We start from the raw sequence: 16,729 nt of genomic DNA on the forward strand, positions 1-16,729 counted from the left end.
GCTTCGGCTTCGCGGAGAATACTGATGATCTGTTCGTCGGAAAAACGCTTCTTCATGGGGATGTCCTCATGTGGCTTATGAAGACATTACTAACATCGGGGTGTACTAATCAACGGGGAGCAGGTCATAACCGCTGTTATCATCGCTATAACAATCCTGCTGGCCTCCAACGTGATTTCGTGGCGCTCAGGCTGGAGTTCTCACGCTGATCACATCAAGGCTCAGGCTTCAAAGAAGAGAGAGAAGGCCGAGAATACTATTAAGCCTGTAGAGGAAAAGGCCGCTACTGCTAACGAAGCGGGTAAGGTCATCTACAAAACAATAACCCGTGACGTGGTGAAATATGTTCAGTCTCCGAATCGTATTGTATGTAGGTTTGATGATGATGCTGTGCAGCTGCGTCAGCGCGCCATCGATGCTGCCAACTCCATCCCCGGATTTGATGAGCCCCCCGTGCAAAGCAAGTGACGCCGCGAAGGACAGCGACGAAGATCTGCAGGCTGATATTGAAAGCACTCAGTGCTTGCGGCAACTGAGATTGGATAAGTACCGCTGGCAGGCTTATTATAAAGCGATAGCCCGATAGGTTATTTTCTTGTTGAACTCAGTCCCTGCCTTGCTTATATTCTACCTAAAAATGAGTGGGTGGGTTGTGATTAGAAAATGTTATGTAAGAATGTCTGATCGAGCTTCAGGTGACAAACTGTCATTGGAAGTACTTGTATCAGATGGTGGACTTAAGATTTTCATCTATGATTTTAATAAAGGCGTGGCGACTCTCTCTCATGGTATAAAAGATAAGCAGAGTAAGTATATTTTACAAGGTGAACGGAATGCCGGGCATATCAATCTTGTCAGAAATAACACGATTGATTACACTCTTTTGGTGGTTAATAATTACACCGGTGGGAATGGTGATTCCGATAAATCCTCTCCTGTGCTTTGCGCATTGTGCGAGGGGCAGATACTCATTATCGAATGCAAAAAGACTTTTATAAGAAAACCATTAAGGCTTGATGAGCTCAGGTTTGAATATAACTAATCATGATACGCTCCTTATATGTTAGAAGGACATAACAACTCTTAGGTATCCTGTTTCTAGATATCCTGGAAATGTGCTGCTGGTGGGCTTTGTTCTTGGAGCCTTTTGTCCAGCAGCTTCAGGTTATAAAAAACCCCGTGGAGTAAATCCGACAAATTGACGGGGTGCTGCAGGGGCAGCCAATGTCGGAGTTTAGTCAGATTGCGGGATGTTTTTCTACTGGTTTTGAGTAAAAATGGAAGGTCAGACACTACAGGAAGTGGCTCATCCCTGAGCTCACGGGTAGAACGACGGACTTTGTCATGGCAGAGCAAAGTCATTAGATAGTTTAGACAACACTCCGGATACAACAAGCGTAGCGGGTGTAAATCAGTTAACGGGGCTCAGCGGCTAAGGCATCAAGCATTCACTAAGTGGCTTTGATATTGCTATAGTTCGCCAGAAAGAACAGATTGCATGGTGTCATGCGATACAGCTCATATTTAGAACGTCAGGGTTAAGTTAGCGGTGAATACAACTATTAATAGTGGATTTTTTGGTTATTTGCTTTTGTTATTGACTATGTGGCCAGTTTTTATAACGCTGTGTCTAGCAATGTCTATAGCATTTTACGGAGTCTTAATGAAGAAAACTGCGCTTGCCTGGCTGCTTGCTGCTTTATTTTTTGGCATATTTGGGGGGGTGTATGGGTATTAATTTACTGATATTGAAGTTTTTTTCGAAGTCTGCAAGAATTCATTGCTGCCGTCATCCATCGAATTCATGTATGCTGATTAAGGATTTTTAAAGGAAAAGGAATGGATGATGAATACCCATAAGCTTCTGGATACATACATGTTAGTTGGTGCCGGTCTTTCTCGCGTCAAATATGAGATTTTCTCAGGAGATGAAGGTTCATATGCGTTTATTACGATTTATGCATATGAGCCTCATTTCCATATTAAGGGCTATGACTCCTTAAAGTTAGACGAAACTGTTGATGTCAGATCTCAGATCGAAGGGCATTTCGCAGATACCTACCAGTAGCCAAAACCATATTTCTGAATCTACAGCCCCGCTTATGCGGGGCTTTTTATTGGGGTGAATATGGTATCAAGTTCACCCTGGCATCATCCCTGTAACACAAAACGGTGTTAACGACTGCGTTATCACTAACTTCGGAAAAAGTTATGCCACCACGCGCTAAACGACCTTGCCGGCACAGAGGATGCACGGCAGTAACGAATGATGTCAGTGGGTTCTGTGAGATCCATCGGCAGCAACACGCCGGTGATGGCTGGCGTAACTATCAGCCCGGAAAAACTCGGCAGGAACGTGGTTATGGTCGTCCGTGGGAAATTAAACGGGCCCGTATCATGAAGAGGGATAAATACCTTTGTCAGAACTGCAGGCGAGACGGTATTGCCACGAAAGCCTCAAGTGTCGACCACATTATTCCTAAAGCTCATGGCGGTACGGACGATGACTTTAATCTCGAGTCGTTGTGCTGGAGCTGCCACAGCAAGAAAACAGCAACAGAGAGAACCCGATGAAGAATTTCAAAATTGAATACGTTGATGGCACTTTGACCGTTCTGGAAACGGATGGTCAGTCACGGATGAATGAAGCCGTACATGGGATCCAATTTGAGCATGTTCAGGGCAGCCGTCCCCTGCTTAAACTTACGATTGCACATGATATTGCTCCGGCCCCTGCTTCATCACCTGCTCAGGAACAGGAGCCTTTAGAGGGTGAGCTGGTACAGGAACAACAGACGACGGCTCCCGGTGGTCGCCGCTCACGTCATCGCCGTGGAGGTAAGCAATGATGTATCAACGCTCGGATCTGACGCTCTCCATGTTCTATGCATCCAGCGCTGATGCAGACGGGAACAAAGTGGCTACGTTGACGATGCAGGTCATTGCGGCAGAGGTTGGAGCCGTCCAGACCAGCCAGCTGCGATGTATCACCGATAGCGCAAAGAAAAAAACGTATAGCGTAGGTGAACAATCTGTCAGTAATGGTTCCGATCCGTTGCTGGTCGCGATTGAGAATTACTGGCGTCAGAGTACGGATGTCGTCGTTAAAGGATTGATCGCCGAGGTGACCGACTTCATCGCAGGGAACATCAACTCAGTCAGCACCTGGATCGGTCAATTTGGGATGAAGGTGTTCGAGAACCAGCCATTAGATGAACGGCTTCCAGAAAGCGTACTGCAGGCCGATGGAGGCTCCGCTACAGCGACAGGATCCTGACCACCGGTATAACAACTGGTGTTCATTGAACGTCTGAGATATGCCGGCCCACGCAATGTGAACCGTATTCGCCGCCGGCGCTGCCGGAATGACGACCTCCACCTCGACCGAGGCAGCTGCAGCCAGGGGTAGGGGGGAGCAAATCCCTGACCCCTTTCGCGCTTCGGGACTGCCCGTTGAAGTCTATTTTTACACGCCAGAAATAAGAAACTTTTTTCCGGAAGGTTTCATCTATCAAAGGAACGTTTATGGCCGGAGGAATTCGATCGTCCGGTGGTGGCCGAAAACCCACTTTACCCACCGGGCAAAAAAGCAAATTAACACGTATTGCGCCTCCCGCTGAGTTAATGGGGGAGGCGGCAATAAGAATGTGGAAGACGCAAAGCAAAATACTCATCGACCGAGGGGTGTTTGAGCTGGAGGACGCACCTTTGTTACTGGCTTACTGCAATGCTTTTCATCTGATGCTCGAAGCCGAAAAAATGCTGGCCAGCGGACTGACCTCAGAAAGTGAAATGGGGGGGCTGAAAAAACACCCTGCAGTTAATGTCCGGAATGACTCGGTTTCCCAGCTTGCCCGCCTGGGCTCTCTGTTGGGGTTAGATCCGCTCAGTCGTCTTCGCATGACCAGCGGACAAAAGGATCCGGACGATGACGGGAATGAATTCGATGAGTTTGACTGATGGCAACCTATCCGAACGTCAATGCAGCGAACCAGTATGCGCGGGATATCGTTGGCGGGAAGATTCTGGCGTGTCAGTTAACGATACTTGCCTGTCAGCGACATCTGGACGACCTCGAACGAGCAAAGGATCCCCGCTGGCCCTACCGCTTCGATAAAAACAAAGCAGAACGATTTCTTCGTTTTGCCCAGAAAATGCCTCATACCTCAGGGGAATGGGCCCGGCGTAAACTCCGGATTGAATTTGAAGCCTGGCAGAAGTTCGCTCTTGGCGTACCGTTTGGATGGGTACACAAGAAGACAGGCCTGCGTCGTTTCTCTGAAATCTATATCGAGGTGCCCAGGAAGAACGGGAAATCCGCTATTGCCGCTGCTGTAGGAAATTATATGTTTTGTGCAGATGGCGAGCATGGTGCAGAAGTCTATTGCGGCGCCACGACTGAAAAACAGGCATGGAAGGTATTTTCTCCGGCGCTGCAAATGGTGAAAAAGCTGCCGGCATTGCGGCAAAAATTCTCGATAAAACCTTGGGCAAAAAAAATGACGCGCCCTGACGGTTCGGTTTTTGCGCCTGTGATCGGTGACCCGGGGGATGGTGATTCGCCATCATGCGCCATCATTGATGAATATCACGAACATACTACTGATGCGCTTTACACCACCATGACCACCGGTATGGGGGCTCGTGAACAACCGATGACACTGATCATCACCACTGCCGGCTATGACATTACATCCCCTTGCTATGAAAAGCGTACTCAGGTTGTCGAGATCCTGCGGAGAACCCGTAATGGCGAGGAAAATGAAACCATATTTGGGCTGATTTATGGCCTTGATGACGATGATGACTGGACGACTCCTGAGGCATTAATCAAGGCAAACCCCAACTATGGCATTTCGGTAAAAGCAGATTTTCTCCGGGCTAAACAATTATTGGGTATGTCGACGCCCGGGCAGACAAACAAGATTCTGACCAAGCATTTCAATCGCTGGGTAAGCGCAAAATCAGCTTATTACGACCTGAGAAAATGGATGGATGCAGCCGATAAAAACCTTAAGTTGTCAGATTTTGAAGGGGAAGAATGCTGGCTGGGTATCGATCTGGCCTCGAAAGTTGACCTCAATGCCGTGGTTCCAGTTTTTCGTCGTGAAATAGACGGAATAACACATTTTTACTGTGTTTCTCCTCTGTTTTGGGCACCAGAAGAAACCATTTACTCGCAGGAGACCGCGCTGAAAAGTACCGCAGAACGTTATCAGTCCTTTGTCCGGCAGGGTAAGTTGATCCCGACCGATGGTGGCGAAGTTGATTACAGGCTGATATTTGAAACGATCCTGAAGCTGCGGAATACCGTAAAAATTGCCCAATGCCCCATTGATCCTTATGGCGCGACTTCATTACGTCACATGCTTGAGGAAGAGGGGCTTGAGCCTGTCGAGATAAGACAAAATTTTACCCATATGAGTGATCCTATGAGAGAGATTGAGGCTGCGCTCATCTCGGGGAGATTCCATCATGACGGACACCCTGTCATGAACTGGTGTATTTCCAATATCGTCGGCCAGTACCTTCCCGGAAGTGACGATATTGTGCGTCCCGGGAAAGAAGGGCGGCAGAACAAGATAGATGGTGCGGTTGGTTTAATGATGGGGCTGGGGCGCGCCATGCTTAACAGTTCAGTGATGACATCCGTATACGATGAGGAAGATATAGCATGCTAATTTCAGTTCTGAGTTTTATTGTCGGCCTCACTGGTGCTGGATTGTTATCCGCAGGTGCCTGGCTTATTTCTCCATCAGTGGGATTGATAACAGGAGGAATTATTTGTCTGGGCTGGTCATATATGACAACCCGGGCCTTTTCCTCCGGCGTCAGCAATGGCGGAGGTAAATAATGTTCCTACCCCAGATGTTCAGGGGCCGACAATACTCTGGTAATAGCTTCTGGGAAGCCATGCTGGGCGGGGTTCGTTCAAGCCAGAGCAAAACTGGCATCATAATCACGCCGGAAACCGCTCTTGGACTTTCAGCGGTCCGGGCCTGTGTCACCCTCCTGGCGGAGTCAGTCGCGCAGCTGCCGTGCGAACTCTACCGGCGGGATAAAAATGGCGGGCGCCAGCGTGCGACGGACCACCCGGTTTATGACCTGATTCACTCCCAGCCCAACAGGAAAGACACCTCATTCGAGTATTTCGAGCAGCAGCAGGGGTTGCTGGGGCTTGAGGGAAATTGCTACTCGATCATCGAACGGGACGGAAAAGGCTACCCGAAAGAGCTGATCCCCATTAACCCGAAAAAGGTCATTGTGCTGAAGGGGCCGGACGGTATGCCGTATTACGAACTCCCGGAAGTCGGTGAAATTCTGCCGATGCGCATGATGCACCATGTGAAGGTCTTTTCTCTGGATGGCTATATCGGCAGTTCCCCCATTCAGACGAACGCCGATGTCTTGGGGCTGAATCTGGCCGTTGAGGAGCATGCGGCAGCGACATTTCGGCGCGGGACAACGATGAGCGGGGTGATAGAGCGTCCGAAAGAGGCTGCGACCATTAAAAGCCAGGATGCTATTGATCGCCTGCTGGCGAAATGGACCGAACGCCATTCCGGTATTCACAATATGTTCTCTGTGGCACTGCTGCAGGAGGGCATGAGCTACAAACAACTGTCGCAGGATAACGAAAAGGCGCAGCTGCTACAGTCGCGGCAGTGGGGCGTGGAAGAGGTCTGCCGGCTCTATAAAATCCCGCCACATATGGTGCAGATGCTGGCGAAAGCGACCAACAACAACATCGAGCACCAGGGCCTGCAGTTCGTGATGTATACGCTGCTGGCCTGGCTGAAACGCCATGAGGGTGCGATGCAGCGCGATCTGCTTCTGCCCAGCGAACGCCGCGATTTGTACATCGAGTTCAACGTTTCCGGGCTGCTGCGAGGCGACCAGAAGTCACGCTATGAATCGTATGCGCTGGGCCGCCAGTGGGGATGGCTATCCACTAACGATATCCGGCGTATGGAGAATCTACCGCCAATTGCTGGCGGGGACAAATACCTGACGCCGCTCAATATGGTCGACAGCGCGAAGATCCTTCCTGGCGATAAGTCGCCGACAGCAAAACAGCTGGCCGAAATAGAATCCCTTCTGGCCAGAGCCTGATTATTTCCCGCCGCGCGGGATGACCTGGAAGACAACATGACAACGAAATTAATTAACCTGCCGCACCTGGCAGATATGGTCTTTGGCGTGCCGCATTACGTGACGCGGCAAACAATGGACTCCGTGAAAGCGGTGCTCATCCCCCGCATTCAGGGGATCACCGAAGATGCCGTCATTCAGATGGCGCTGAATCCGGGTAAATCACCTGCAGCTGAGCAGGTTCAGCCCACCGGCGGGGTGGCAGTGATCCCCGTTCACGGCATTCTTGTTCCACGCCGGGGGCAGATTACGGCGATGTGCTCCGAGCTGACCAGCTACGAGCGGATCCGCGGGCAGCTGCAGGCGGCATTAAACGACCCCTCAATCAGCGAAATCGTTCTGGATATTAACTCCGGCGGCGGCGCAGCGGTGGGGTGCAAGGAGCTGGCCGATTACATTTATCAGTCTCGCGACACGAAACCCATCACGGCGATTGTGAACTACAGCGCGTATTCCGCCGCGTATTTCATCGCATCGGCCTGCAGCAAAATCATCGTCAGCCAGACCAGTGGCGTGGGGTCGATTGGTGTGATCATGGAGCACCTCGATACGTCGAAGATGGAAGAAAAAATGGGGCTGACGTTCACCACCATTTACCGGGGAGATAACAAAAATAACGGCACCCAACATGAACCACTGAGTGAAGAGTCGCTGGGTATGTTCCAGGGCATGATCGACGAAATGTACGAGACGTTTACGGGGTCGGTGGCCGAATATCGCGGCCTGAATCAGCAGGCCGTCATTGATACGCAGGCGGGGCTGTATTTTGGCCCTGGCGCTGTGTCCGCCGGCCTGGCGGATGAAGTCTCTGACCCCCAGGCGGCGATCAATGCTATCGCGGCAAAGTATCAGCAAGCCCGTCAAAAAACCTCCATTCAGATGCAGGCAGCCGCGATGGATCTGCAAACCAAAATGTAACCCGGCGCAAACATAAACCGCGTCACCTTAAGCAGCCAGCAGGCTGCTTTTTTTATGTCTAAAAAGAGAGAAATAAAATGCCACATATTGAAGAATTGCGTCGTCAGCGTGCGGGTATCAACGAACAGGTTCAGGCCCTGGCAACCATTGACGCCAGCGGCAGCACGCTGACTGCGGAGCAGCTGACGGAGTTTGCGAACCTGCAGCAGCAGTTCACTGATATCAGCGCCAAAATTGAACGCCTGGAAGCCGCCGAACGTGCTGCGGCGCTGGTCGCAAAACCCGTGAAAGCGACTCAGCAGGCCCCCGGCATTATTGTTAAGCAGGAGCCGAAACAGTACACCGGTGCTGGCATGACCCGACTGGTTATGTCTGTCGCCGCAGGCGCAGGGAATCTGCAGGACGCGGCAAAATTCGCTTCAGAAGAACTGAATGACCAGTCCGTATCGATGGCCATTTCCACCGCAGCGGCGTCCGGGGGTGTGCTTATTCCGCAGAACCTCCACAGTGAGGTGATCGAGCTACTGAGCGACCGAACCATCGTCCGCAAGCTGGGTGCCCGTCCCGTTCCGCTGCCTAACGGTAATATGACGCTACCACGCGTGGCCGGTGGAGCAACGGCAAGCTACACAGGAGAAAACAAAGACGCCAAGACATCAGAAACACGCTTTGATGATGTAAAACTTACGGCGAAAACTCTGATTGCGATGGTGCCTATTTCCAATGCACTGATTGGCCGCGCCGGATTCAACGTCGAGCAGCTGGTCCTGCAGGATATTCTGACCGCCATCTCAGTGCGTGAGGATAAAGCCTTTATGCGCGATGACGGTACCGGCGATACACCGATTGGTATGAAGGCGCGCGCGACGCAGTGGAACCGCCTGCTGCCGTGGGAAGCTGATGCAGCGATCAACCTGAACACGGTTGACGAGTACCTGGACAAGATCATTTTGATGGCGATGGACGGCAACAGCAATATGATCAGCAGCGGCTGGGGCATGTCGAACCGTACCTATATGAAGTTGTTTGGGCTGCGTGACGGCAACGGCAACAAAGTCTATCCGGAAATGGCTCAGGGATTACTTAAAGGATATCCGGTTCAGCGTACCAGCGCGATCCCTGCGAATCTGGGGACCGGGGGTAAGGAGACTGAGATTTACTTTGCTGACTTTAATGATGTGGTTATCGCTGAAGACGGCAATATGAAAGTCGACTTCTCGAAGGAAGCCTCTTACATCGATGCCGATGGCACCCTGGTATCTGCGTTTTCCCGTAACCAGTCGCTAATCCGCGTTGTTACTGAGCATGATATTGGCTTCCGTCATCCGGAAGGCCTGGTGCTGGGTACCGGCGTCCTGTTCTAACCCATCCCTCAGTAAATACGGCCCGCATATGCGGGCTTTTCCCTTTCAGGAGAATGTTATGGCTGCGAAAAATAAAGCAGTGGAGCCGGAAGAAACAGGCACACAGGACAACCATGCGACCGTGGTCGCACAGGCAGAGCGTAAATCCGTTGTGTTCCTTGGGCCGCACCACCGTTATTCCCGTGGAGATATCGCGTGCTTTGAAGGATCGCGCGCCGAAGAACTGGTTAAGCGGCGTATCGCGGTATGGCCGGAGGATGCCGAACGTGCGCTGAAACCGAAGCCGGGAGACATCGATTTTGATACTGACATTGGATGATGTGAAAAACCAGCTACGCCTGGAACTGGATTTCACGGAGCATGACGCCATGCTCACGCAAATGGTGAACGCCGCGCAGCGGAGCATCGAGCGTGATTATTACTGCAAGCTGGTCACCAGTGATGAGGAGCTGCAGGCACTCCCGGAAACCGTCCGCGGATTTATCGCGGATGAAGATATCCGTCTGGCCATTCAGTTTCTGGTCAGCGATGCGTATCTGAATGGCCATACCGGACAGTGGCTGGAAACCGCTGCGGTGAGGCATCTTCTTTTCCCCCTGCAGGAGCATACGCTATGAGCCTGAAACCGGGTGATATGGACTGTCGCATTGCGATTAGCTACGTACAGTCCGGTCGGGGGCCGCTGGGCGAACCGCTACCGGAAAAGCAGGTTGAATCGGGAAAAGCGTGGGCAAAACGGGAGCTGGTATCGGGGCGGAAAGTCCGCACGCTGGATCAGCAGCAGGTGGTGGAAACCTGCCTGTTTACGGTCTATCCGGGTGTGCTGGTTGATATCGACTGGAAAATCACGACGAAAAATCTGGTTTATACCGTCCGTAATATCGACCGCAAAACGGACCGGATCATTATCACGGGGGAGGCTGACGGGCGGCATGATAGAGCTGGCGATTAAGGGTGCGCTGGAGCGCATCACCGGCATGAATGCGTATCCGCTTTTACTGCCGGACACGGTCCAGGAAGGAGCGACCTTTCAGCGTATCTCTGACCCGGAAATGGTCTCGGGAATGTTGCGAACGGGGATCGTATCTGCCCGTATCCAGGTGAATCTGTACCGTCTCGATGATTACACCTCACTGCTGCAGCTGGATAAAAAAATCTGGACGGAACTGAAGTCCGTCGTTCATGGCCAGCTGGAGGGTATTCCGGTTCAGTATGTGGAACGAGGCGGCATCCATCAGGATAAAAACCAGCTGACGAATCGTCGCATTCAGTATCGCCTGACCCGCGATTTCATCATTCACTACGTGGAGGACTCCTCGTGATCCGAATGGAAGTTAAAGGGCTGGATGAGCTGGAGCGGCAGTTAATGGCCCTGGGCGAAAAAGTGGCGACGAAGGTATTGCGGGATGCCGGGCGCGAAGCGCTAAAGGTCGTCGAGGAAGATATGAAGCAGCATGCCGGCTTTGACGAAACGTCTGCCGGGCCGCACATGCGGGACTCAATCAAAATCCGCTCTTCCACCCGCAAGGGTAAAGGGAACGCGGTTGTAACGCTCCGTGTCGGCCCCAGCAAGCAGCACCATATGAAGGCGCTGGCGCAGGAGTTTGGCACGGTTAAACAGGTTGCAGACCCCTTTATCCGACCCGCCCTGGATTACAACCTCCAGACCGTTTTGCGCGTGTTAACCGTGGAAATCCGAAACGGCATTGAAAACAGGTAGCATCCGCTGCCGTATAAAAAGAGAGAGAAACATGGCTGATAAAACTTCGCCTGAATATGCGATGTTGCCGGCGGGCACCATTGTGAAATACGGAGAGCCTGGCGCTGCCACGTCAGCGCTGAAACCGCTGATTAACTGTAAAGCGCTGGGTGCAATGGGGCAGACGGGGGGCTTTGTCGACTGCACCACGTTACTGGATAAGCAGAAACAGTCCATCAGCGATCTGCCTGACGGGCCTGAAAAGTCGCTGGGCTTCATTGATGATCCGGGCAATACCGATTTTGCCGCGCTGCTGAACGCAGCAGAGGCCCGCAAGACCATCCAGTTATACGTCGAATTACCCAACAAGCGAACAGCGACGATGCTCCTGGCGCTGTCCGGGTGGCAGATGAATGAAATCGCCGCTCCGGCGAATGAGGTCATCCAGATCACTGTTCAGGGTAAACAGAACAAGATCGCCTGGGGAACCGTCGCTGTCTCCGGCGGTGCCTGATTAACTTAACCTTTAAACAGCCACCTTCGGGTGGCTTTTTATTTTTAAGGACTACCTGTGAAAGATAAAGATTACCTGTCCACGCTGAAATCCGCGTTGCTTAAATCGGAGCCAACCGTCATTAAAACCGAGTTATTTGGCGCCACCGTATTCATCCGCCGCCTGACCGGGGATTACCTCATCAGCTACGAAGAGAAAATGGCTGAAACCGCAAAAGCTGGCGCAGCGCGCGAGGCATCGGAGCAAGTCATCCAGATCGTCATCGATGCACTGGTTCAGCCGGATGGAACGGCCATTCCGGATGAGTTTAAACCCACGGCAGCCGAACTGCTGAAGGCCCATGAAAACCCCGAACTGCTGGCCGCAGTGGAAAAAGTGAAGCAACACGCAATCGGCAAGCTGGAGGAAGCGGAAAAAAACTGAGTGACTCGCCCTGGCTGGAGCTGATTTTCTGGCTGGCCGACCGCTGGGGCGAGCCTGACCCATCCAAAATTGCCGCATTGCCGGCAAACACGCTGTACCACTGGCGAGCCTACTTCCTGAAACAGGGCATTTTCCGCCGTCCTGGCGATGAAAACGCGCCACCTACCGAAACCACACCTGCGCCATCCCGGGTCGATGATGAATGCGCGGCAGTCATGAGGGCATTAATGTAATGGCAGACGTCGCATCTTTAGCGGTCGGGCTGCACCTGAACGCAGCCAGTTTTAAATCCCAGCTGCTGGGAGCGTATGGCGATGCGGAGAACCAGTCACGACGGTTTAACCGTAATGCCCAGGCGGACGCGAAAAAGACGGAGGACGCCTATAAGAAGGTCGGTCTGTCGATATCCGGGATGGCCAGCCGGCTGGCGGGGCTGGCAGGAGCCGGCCTTTCCATCGGCACGATCGTCACCACGTCCAGACAATATGGACAGGCGTTATCAGACCTGCAGGCCATCACCGGTGCGACTGCAGCTGAAATGAAAGCGCTGGATCTGGCTGCGCAGGAAATGGGACGCACGACAGAGTACAGCGCCAGCCAGGCCGCCGAAGCGCTAAAGCTGATGGCGTCGGCTAAACCGGAGCTTTTAAAAACGTCCGATGGACTGCAGAAGGCTACGAACAGCGCGCTTATCCTGGCGCAGGCCGCCGGCACAACGTTGCCCGATGCGACCAGAACGCTGGCGCTCTCCTTAAACCAGTACGGGGCGAGCGCGCAGGAGGCGGATCGTTATATTAACGTGCTGGCCGCCGGCGCGAAGTACGGGTCGTCGGAGATTGTTGATACGGCGGCTGCCATTAAAAATGGTGGCGTCGCAGCCGCACAGGCCGGCGTTGGTTTTGAGCAGCTGAATGCCGCGATTCAGGTGCTGGCAGAGCGTGAAATTAAAGGCGGTGAAGCCGGCACGGCGCTGCGTAACGTCATCCTGAATCTGGAAAAGGGCACGGACAAGAGCCTCAAGCCGTCCGTGGTTGGTCTCAGCCAGGCGCTGACCAATCTTTCCGGGAAAAATCTCTCCACGGCCCAGGCCGTAAAACTGTTTGGCGTGGAGAACCTGAATGCGGCGTCTATCCTGGTCCAGAACTGTTCAAAGCTTGATGAACTGACCGCTTCCCTGACCGGTACCAAAACGGCGCATGAGCAGGCATCCATCAGGGTTAACAACCTGAACGGCGATTTGCTGGGGCTGAGCAGTGCGTTTGAAGGGATGGTCATTAAGATCGGCCAGAGCAGTAACGGGCCACTCCGCAGCGGGATTCAGGTTGCCACGGAGGCACTGAACAGCCTGGCAGACAATTTCAACACCGTCTCCAGCGTGGCGCTTTACAGCCTGATCCCCGTGTTATCCACGAAACTGACTGCAGGGCTGCGGGAGAATATCGCGGCCTGGCGGGAAAGCCAGGCGGCGGTAAAAGCGCGGGCGCAGGCTGATGCGGATATTGCCCGCAAAACGCTGGATTCGACAGCGGCCATCCTGAAACAGAACGACGCTGAGTTTGGCCACTACCGGCAGATGGAGCGGACGGCTAAACAGTATGGGATGAATATCAGTTACCAGGATGAGTTTACCCGGCTTATCCGGCAGGAAACTGAGCAAACCAATCTGGCCAGCCAGGCGAAACTGAAACTGGCAGCGGCAAACCGGCAGATGTCGATATCGGCCCGCGCGGCTTCCGTTGCGGTGGGGCTGGCAAGAGGCGCATTAAATTTAATCGGTGGTCCGTTCGGCGCCGCGATGCTGGCCGGCTCAGGCATTCTTTACTTTCATGAGAAGGCAAAGGAAGCCCGGCAGTCAGCCATTGATTTAAAAGATGCCGTAGTGGAAACCAGTGAAGCGCTGATGCGCCTCTCGCTTAACCAGTTAAATGTGAAGCAGTTCGACCTGGAGGATCAGTACGAAAACCAGGTCGTGCAGCGTAACCAGCTGATAAAAGAAATTCAGGATGCCGACAGCCGTATCGGCAGCCTGAAAGCGTTTGACCCATTCGGCCAGCTGGAAGGGGTGACAAAAGACCAGACGCGGGCGCGGGCGGATCTCGATAGCGTTAACGAGGGACTCCGCAAAACCGAAGAAAACATTAAGCGTGTCAGTGATGCAAAAACACTGGCTCAGCTGGGTTTATCGGGAAAAATAACCTCCCTTACGGACGATCTGAAAGGAGCGTTAAGCACGCCCCCCAAAGAGACCGGAGATGGAAATCCCTGGGGCGGCGATGGCGGTACTGGCACGGGGAAAGGCAGTAAGTCCCAGGTCGACCAGTTCAAAACGCTACGGCAGCAAATTGAAGAAGCCCATGCATCCAGCCTGGCCAGAATTAACCTGCAGGAAAAGGACAGCAACAGGGAGCTGCAGGAAGCGGCGAAGAAAAATGGCGCCAGTGATGCTGACCTGCAGCGCGCGCTGTTAATGAATGCAGAGAACTACCAGAAACAGCGACTGGATCTGGCCGCGCAGTATTCCCCCGCCCAGGAAACCCTGCGAAAAGAGCAGGAAGCCAGCCGGGACCTGGCTGAGCTTTTCAAAGCCCGCCTTCTTGATGAAAAAGAGTACCAGGCCGCACGAATAACGCTGGCCAGAGATACTGCGAAAGAGCTGCTGCAGGCGCATGCCGATGAAATCGCTGCGCCGGCACTGGATATCGCCGGCGAAGTTGATCCACTGGTCTCGCTGCGCAATCAGCTTGCGCAGCGGCAGGCATTGCTGCAGGCGTACTACCAGGGCAGCGCGATCAACAAAGAACAGTACGAAATGCTGATGCAGAAGGCGACGAAAGAATCCGCCGATGCGCAGTATCAGACGTCACTGGAGTTATACCGATCACAGGGAGAATTCCAGAGCCTGGCCGTCGGGTTATTTGAAACGGCCCATGAGCGCTCAAGCAACTTCCTGACGAGCATGCTGACGCGGACGAGAAGCTTTAAGGAGAACATGGCTGACCTGTTTTCCTCGCTCACGCAGTCGATCATAAAAAACCTCGTTGATATGGCCGCTCAGGCGCTGGTCACCAGTTCCGTCATGCAAACCATTATGGGCGTGGTGGGCGTCGGGACCAGCGTTGTCACGGGCGCTGCGGGCGCAGGCTCGGGGACGGCGATCCAGAATGCCGCCAGTAACTTCCAGTTCAACGCCAAAGGCGGCGTTTACGACTCACCGTCGCTGAGCGCATACAGCAACCAGGTCTACGACTCTCCGCAGTTCTTCGCTTTCGCAAAAGGGGCCGGCGTATTTGGCGAGGCCGGGCCGGAGGCCATCATGCCGCTGACGCGTGCCGGCGATGGTTCGCTGGGTGTACGCGCTGTCGGTGGTGTTCAGAACGCCGGCGCGTCGGAAGGGCCAAAAGTCTATATCACGATTGAAGGCGGAAACACCTCAACGCAGGCGCCGTCTGGTTTTGAGCAGTTTGGCCAGCAGATCGGCTCGTTTGTGGAGAAAAAATACAGGGAGCTGATGGCGCAGGATATGCGCCCTGGCGGGATGGTCTGGAATGCAGTTAAAGGGCAACGTTGATGGCTATTGAGATATTCACCTGGAGTCCGCGGGTTAATCCCCAGCAGACCGTTAACTTTCGTGTCCGGAAGGCGCAGTTCGGTGACGGGTATGCGCAGGTATCCGGCGATGGTATTAACACCCGATCACAGGATTGGGAGCTGAGTTTTGTCGGTACGGAGGACTATATCCGTCCGATTAAGCAGTTCTTCGACCGTCATGCCGGCACCCGCGCGTTTCAGTGGACCCCGCCTCTGGAAGAGGTGGGGCTTTACCGCTGCGAACAATATAAACCGGTGCCGCTGGGCGGCGGAAATTACTCACTTTCAGCCACTTTTATTCAGGCATTTAAACCATGAGCCTTAACGCGAATTATCAGAAGTTAGAGCCAGGCGATGAGGTTCGTCTCCTGGAGATCGATGGCCAGGCGTTTGGCCTGGATGAGGTTTTGTATTTCCACGGCTATAACGTTCCCCATACTGCAGCCGAAATCCTCGCCGCTGGCGGCGACCTGGATAAGCTGCCGGCGAAAAGCATCTGGTGGCAGGGGCGGGAGTATAAAGCCTGGCCATGCGAAATCGAAGGGATCGAGTCCTCCACCACGGGCAGTGACGCGCAGCCAACGCTGCGGGTAGGGAACATCGACGGGAAGATATCCGCGCTTTGTCTTCATTACGACGATCTGGCTCTGGCGCGGGTTGTCATCCACGACACGCAAAAACAGTATCTCGATGCGAAGAACTTTCCGGACGGGAATGCCTCAGCTGATCCGACGCAGGAGAAACGGCGCCTTTTCTTCATTGACGTAAAGCATTATGAAGACGATGAGAAGGTGGAATTTACTCTCTCCAGCCCGTTTGCCCTGCAGGGGATGATGATCCCGACTCGCCAGCTGCATGCGATTTGCACCTGGTGTATCCGCAATCAGTACCGCAGCGGTAACGGGTGCGACTATGCCGGCACCCGGTATTTTGACAGGAACAATCAGCCAGTTGATGACCCGTCGCAGGATGTCTGCAACGGCACGCTCACGGCCTGTAAATTACGTCATGGTGAGAATAGTGAACTGCCGTTTGGCGGGTTCCCCGGCACCTCATTAATCAGGAGCTGAT

23 protein-coding genes are annotated in these 16,729 nt (G+C 53.3%); all 23 read left to right on the forward strand.

Going from position 1 to position 16,729, the window contains the following annotated elements; translation table 11 throughout:
* Positions 1 to 209, forward strand: a 209-nt coding sequence (locus tag CWM58_RS28990; RefSeq protein ID WP_206056613.1) for a hypothetical protein, incomplete at its 5' end; no start/stop codon positions are given.
* Positions 109 to 468: a hypothetical protein gene (locus tag CWM58_RS29095; protein ID WP_413773484.1), complete on the forward strand. Its 360-nt coding sequence runs from the start codon at positions 109 to 111 to the stop codon at positions 466 to 468. The genes CWM58_RS28990 and CWM58_RS29095, both read left to right, overlap by 101 nt.
* A 208-nt stretch (positions 469 to 676) precedes the next feature.
* Entirely contained in the window at positions 677 to 1,042 is a 366-nt protein-coding gene (locus tag CWM58_RS00015; RefSeq protein ID WP_086512199.1) for a hypothetical protein, read from the forward strand.
* Positions 1,043 to 1,843: 801 nt separating this feature from the next.
* On the forward strand, positions 1,844 to 2,068 hold the full coding sequence (locus CWM58_RS00025; RefSeq protein ID WP_225372771.1) for a DNA gyrase subunit B: 225 nt from the start codon (positions 1,844 to 1,846) through the stop codon (positions 2,066 to 2,068).
* A gap of 143 nt (positions 2,069 to 2,211) precedes the next feature.
* Positions 2,212 to 2,574, forward strand: a complete 363-nt coding sequence (locus tag CWM58_RS00030; RefSeq protein ID WP_032440987.1) for an HNH endonuclease — start codon at positions 2,212 to 2,214, stop codon at positions 2,572 to 2,574.
* On the forward strand, positions 2,526 to 2,849 hold the full coding sequence (locus CWM58_RS00035; RefSeq protein ID WP_086512200.1) for a hypothetical protein: 324 nt from the start codon (positions 2,526 to 2,528) through the stop codon (positions 2,847 to 2,849). The genes CWM58_RS00030 and CWM58_RS00035 overlap by 49 nt, the downstream gene beginning before the upstream one ends.
* On the forward strand, positions 2,846 to 3,277 hold the full coding sequence (locus CWM58_RS00040; RefSeq protein ID WP_077269189.1) for a hypothetical protein: 432 nt from the start codon (positions 2,846 to 2,848) through the stop codon (positions 3,275 to 3,277). The genes CWM58_RS00035 and CWM58_RS00040 overlap by 4 nt, the downstream gene beginning before the upstream one ends.
* A gap of 248 nt (positions 3,278 to 3,525) precedes the next feature.
* A complete protein-coding gene (locus tag CWM58_RS00045) occupies positions 3,526 to 3,960 on the forward strand; it encodes a phage terminase small subunit P27 family (protein ID WP_012542168.1) in 435 nt (144 codons plus the stop codon).
* The gene (locus CWM58_RS00050; RefSeq protein ID WP_100679898.1) at positions 3,960 to 5,681 is read left to right on the forward strand and encodes a terminase large subunit; all 1,722 of its coding nucleotides are present in this window, start codon (positions 3,960 to 3,962) and stop codon (positions 5,679 to 5,681) included. The genes CWM58_RS00045 and CWM58_RS00050 overlap by 1 nt, the downstream gene beginning before the upstream one ends.
* The gene (locus CWM58_RS00055; RefSeq protein ID WP_017898992.1) at positions 5,675 to 5,854 is read left to right on the forward strand and encodes a hypothetical protein; all 180 of its coding nucleotides are present in this window, start codon (positions 5,675 to 5,677) and stop codon (positions 5,852 to 5,854) included. The genes CWM58_RS00050 and CWM58_RS00055 overlap by 7 nt, the downstream gene beginning before the upstream one ends.
* On the forward strand, positions 5,854 to 7,113 hold the full coding sequence (locus CWM58_RS00060; RefSeq protein ID WP_023279520.1) for a phage portal protein: 1,260 nt from the start codon (positions 5,854 to 5,856) through the stop codon (positions 7,111 to 7,113). Before CWM58_RS00055 ends, CWM58_RS00060 begins: the two co-directional genes overlap by 1 nt.
* A gap of 36 nt (positions 7,114 to 7,149) precedes the next feature.
* Entirely contained in the window at positions 7,150 to 8,070 is a 921-nt protein-coding gene (locus CWM58_RS00065) for a S49 family peptidase (protein WP_080895675.1), read from the forward strand.
* Positions 8,071 to 8,147: 77 nt separating this feature from the next.
* Positions 8,148 to 9,434, forward strand: coding sequence for a phage major capsid protein (locus CWM58_RS00070; RefSeq protein ID WP_014228907.1), 1,287 nt, complete (start codon positions 8,148 to 8,150; stop codon positions 9,432 to 9,434).
* Between the two features lie 58 nt (positions 9,435 to 9,492).
* A complete protein-coding gene (locus CWM58_RS00075) occupies positions 9,493 to 9,753 on the forward strand; it encodes a hypothetical protein (protein WP_100679899.1) in 261 nt (86 codons plus the stop codon).
* Complete coding sequence (locus CWM58_RS00080; RefSeq protein WP_023339902.1) at positions 9,734 to 10,051, forward strand: head-tail connector protein; 318 nt, start codon at positions 9,734 to 9,736, stop codon at positions 10,049 to 10,051. Before CWM58_RS00075 ends, CWM58_RS00080 begins: the two co-directional genes overlap by 20 nt.
* On the forward strand, positions 10,048 to 10,386 hold the full coding sequence (locus CWM58_RS00085; protein WP_100679900.1) for a head-tail adaptor protein: 339 nt from the start codon (positions 10,048 to 10,050) through the stop codon (positions 10,384 to 10,386). The genes CWM58_RS00080 and CWM58_RS00085 overlap by 4 nt, the downstream gene beginning before the upstream one ends.
* The gene (locus CWM58_RS00090; RefSeq protein ID WP_017880258.1) at positions 10,367 to 10,756 is read left to right on the forward strand and encodes a hypothetical protein; all 390 of its coding nucleotides are present in this window, start codon (positions 10,367 to 10,369) and stop codon (positions 10,754 to 10,756) included. The genes CWM58_RS00085 and CWM58_RS00090 overlap by 20 nt, the downstream gene beginning before the upstream one ends.
* Before the next feature lie 5 nt (positions 10,757 to 10,761).
* Positions 10,762 to 11,154 carry an HK97-gp10 family putative phage morphogenesis protein gene (locus tag CWM58_RS00095; protein WP_014907811.1) on the forward strand — a complete coding sequence of 131 codons (393 nt, stop codon included), beginning with the start codon at positions 10,762 to 10,764 and terminating at the stop codon, positions 11,152 to 11,154.
* A 31-nt stretch (positions 11,155 to 11,185) separates the two neighbouring features.
* On the forward strand, positions 11,186 to 11,647 hold the full coding sequence (locus tag CWM58_RS00100; RefSeq protein WP_023328090.1) for a hypothetical protein: 462 nt from the start codon (positions 11,186 to 11,188) through the stop codon (positions 11,645 to 11,647).
* Between the two features lie 57 nt (positions 11,648 to 11,704).
* A complete protein-coding gene (locus CWM58_RS00105) occupies positions 11,705 to 12,070 on the forward strand; it encodes a phage tail protein (protein WP_014228914.1) in 366 nt (121 codons plus the stop codon).
* 232 nt (positions 12,071 to 12,302) lie between these two features.
* Positions 12,303 to 15,638 (forward strand): phage tail tape measure protein, encoded by a 3,336-nt coding sequence (locus CWM58_RS00115; protein ID WP_100679901.1) that lies wholly within the window; start codon positions 12,303 to 12,305, stop codon positions 15,636 to 15,638.
* The gene (locus tag CWM58_RS00120) at positions 15,638 to 15,976 is read left to right on the forward strand and encodes a phage tail protein (protein WP_017898999.1); all 339 of its coding nucleotides are present in this window, start codon (positions 15,638 to 15,640) and stop codon (positions 15,974 to 15,976) included. The genes CWM58_RS00115 and CWM58_RS00120 overlap by 1 nt, the downstream gene beginning before the upstream one ends.
* A complete protein-coding gene (locus CWM58_RS00125; RefSeq protein WP_023289191.1) occupies positions 15,973 to 16,728 on the forward strand; it encodes a phage minor tail protein L in 756 nt (251 codons plus the stop codon). The genes CWM58_RS00120 and CWM58_RS00125 overlap by 4 nt, the downstream gene beginning before the upstream one ends.
* The last annotated feature ends 1 nt before the right edge of the window (position 16,729 follow it).

Source organism: Klebsiella sp. H-Nf2 (assembly GCF_002806645.1).
Taxonomy (GTDB): domain Bacteria; phylum Pseudomonadota; class Gammaproteobacteria; order Enterobacterales; family Enterobacteriaceae; genus Klebsiella; species Klebsiella variicola.

Excerpts from the sequence above, each read along its gene's own strand:
- CWM58_RS00015 (WP_086512199.1), top strand. The coding sequence starts at position 677 with ATGTCTGATCGAGCTTCAGGTGACAAACTGTCATTGGAAGTACTTGTA.
- CWM58_RS00025 (WP_225372771.1), top strand. The coding sequence starts at position 1,844 with ATGATGAATACCCATAAGCTTCTGGATACATACATGTTAGTTGGTGCC.
- CWM58_RS00030 (WP_032440987.1), top strand. The coding sequence starts at position 2,212 with ATGCCACCACGCGCTAAACGACCTTGCCGGCACAGAGGATGCACGGCA.
- CWM58_RS00040 (WP_077269189.1), top strand. The coding sequence starts at position 2,846 with ATGATGTATCAACGCTCGGATCTGACGCTCTCCATGTTCTATGCATCC.
- CWM58_RS00045 (WP_012542168.1), top strand. The coding sequence starts at position 3,526 with ATGGCCGGAGGAATTCGATCGTCCGGTGGTGGCCGAAAACCCACTTTA.
- CWM58_RS00050 (WP_100679898.1), top strand. The coding sequence starts at position 3,960 with ATGGCAACCTATCCGAACGTCAATGCAGCGAACCAGTATGCGCGGGAT.
- CWM58_RS00055 (WP_017898992.1), top strand. The coding sequence starts at position 5,675 with ATGCTAATTTCAGTTCTGAGTTTTATTGTCGGCCTCACTGGTGCTGGA.
- CWM58_RS00060 (WP_023279520.1), top strand. The coding sequence starts at position 5,854 with ATGTTCCTACCCCAGATGTTCAGGGGCCGACAATACTCTGGTAATAGC.
- CWM58_RS00065 (WP_080895675.1), top strand. The coding sequence starts at position 7,150 with ATGACAACGAAATTAATTAACCTGCCGCACCTGGCAGATATGGTCTTT.
- CWM58_RS00070 (WP_014228907.1), top strand. The coding sequence starts at position 8,148 with ATGCCACATATTGAAGAATTGCGTCGTCAGCGTGCGGGTATCAACGAA.
- CWM58_RS00075 (WP_100679899.1), top strand. The coding sequence starts at position 9,493 with ATGGCTGCGAAAAATAAAGCAGTGGAGCCGGAAGAAACAGGCACACAG.
- CWM58_RS00085 (WP_100679900.1), top strand. The coding sequence starts at position 10,048 with ATGAGCCTGAAACCGGGTGATATGGACTGTCGCATTGCGATTAGCTAC.
- CWM58_RS00090 (WP_017880258.1), top strand. The coding sequence starts at position 10,367 with ATGATAGAGCTGGCGATTAAGGGTGCGCTGGAGCGCATCACCGGCATG.
- CWM58_RS00095 (WP_014907811.1), top strand. The coding sequence starts at position 10,762 with ATGGAAGTTAAAGGGCTGGATGAGCTGGAGCGGCAGTTAATGGCCCTG.
- CWM58_RS00100 (WP_023328090.1), top strand. The coding sequence starts at position 11,186 with ATGGCTGATAAAACTTCGCCTGAATATGCGATGTTGCCGGCGGGCACC.
- CWM58_RS00115 (WP_100679901.1), top strand. The coding sequence starts at position 12,303 with ATGGCAGACGTCGCATCTTTAGCGGTCGGGCTGCACCTGAACGCAGCC.
- CWM58_RS00120 (WP_017898999.1), top strand. The coding sequence starts at position 15,638 with ATGGCTATTGAGATATTCACCTGGAGTCCGCGGGTTAATCCCCAGCAG.
- CWM58_RS00125 (WP_023289191.1), top strand. The coding sequence starts at position 15,973 with ATGAGCCTTAACGCGAATTATCAGAAGTTAGAGCCAGGCGATGAGGTT.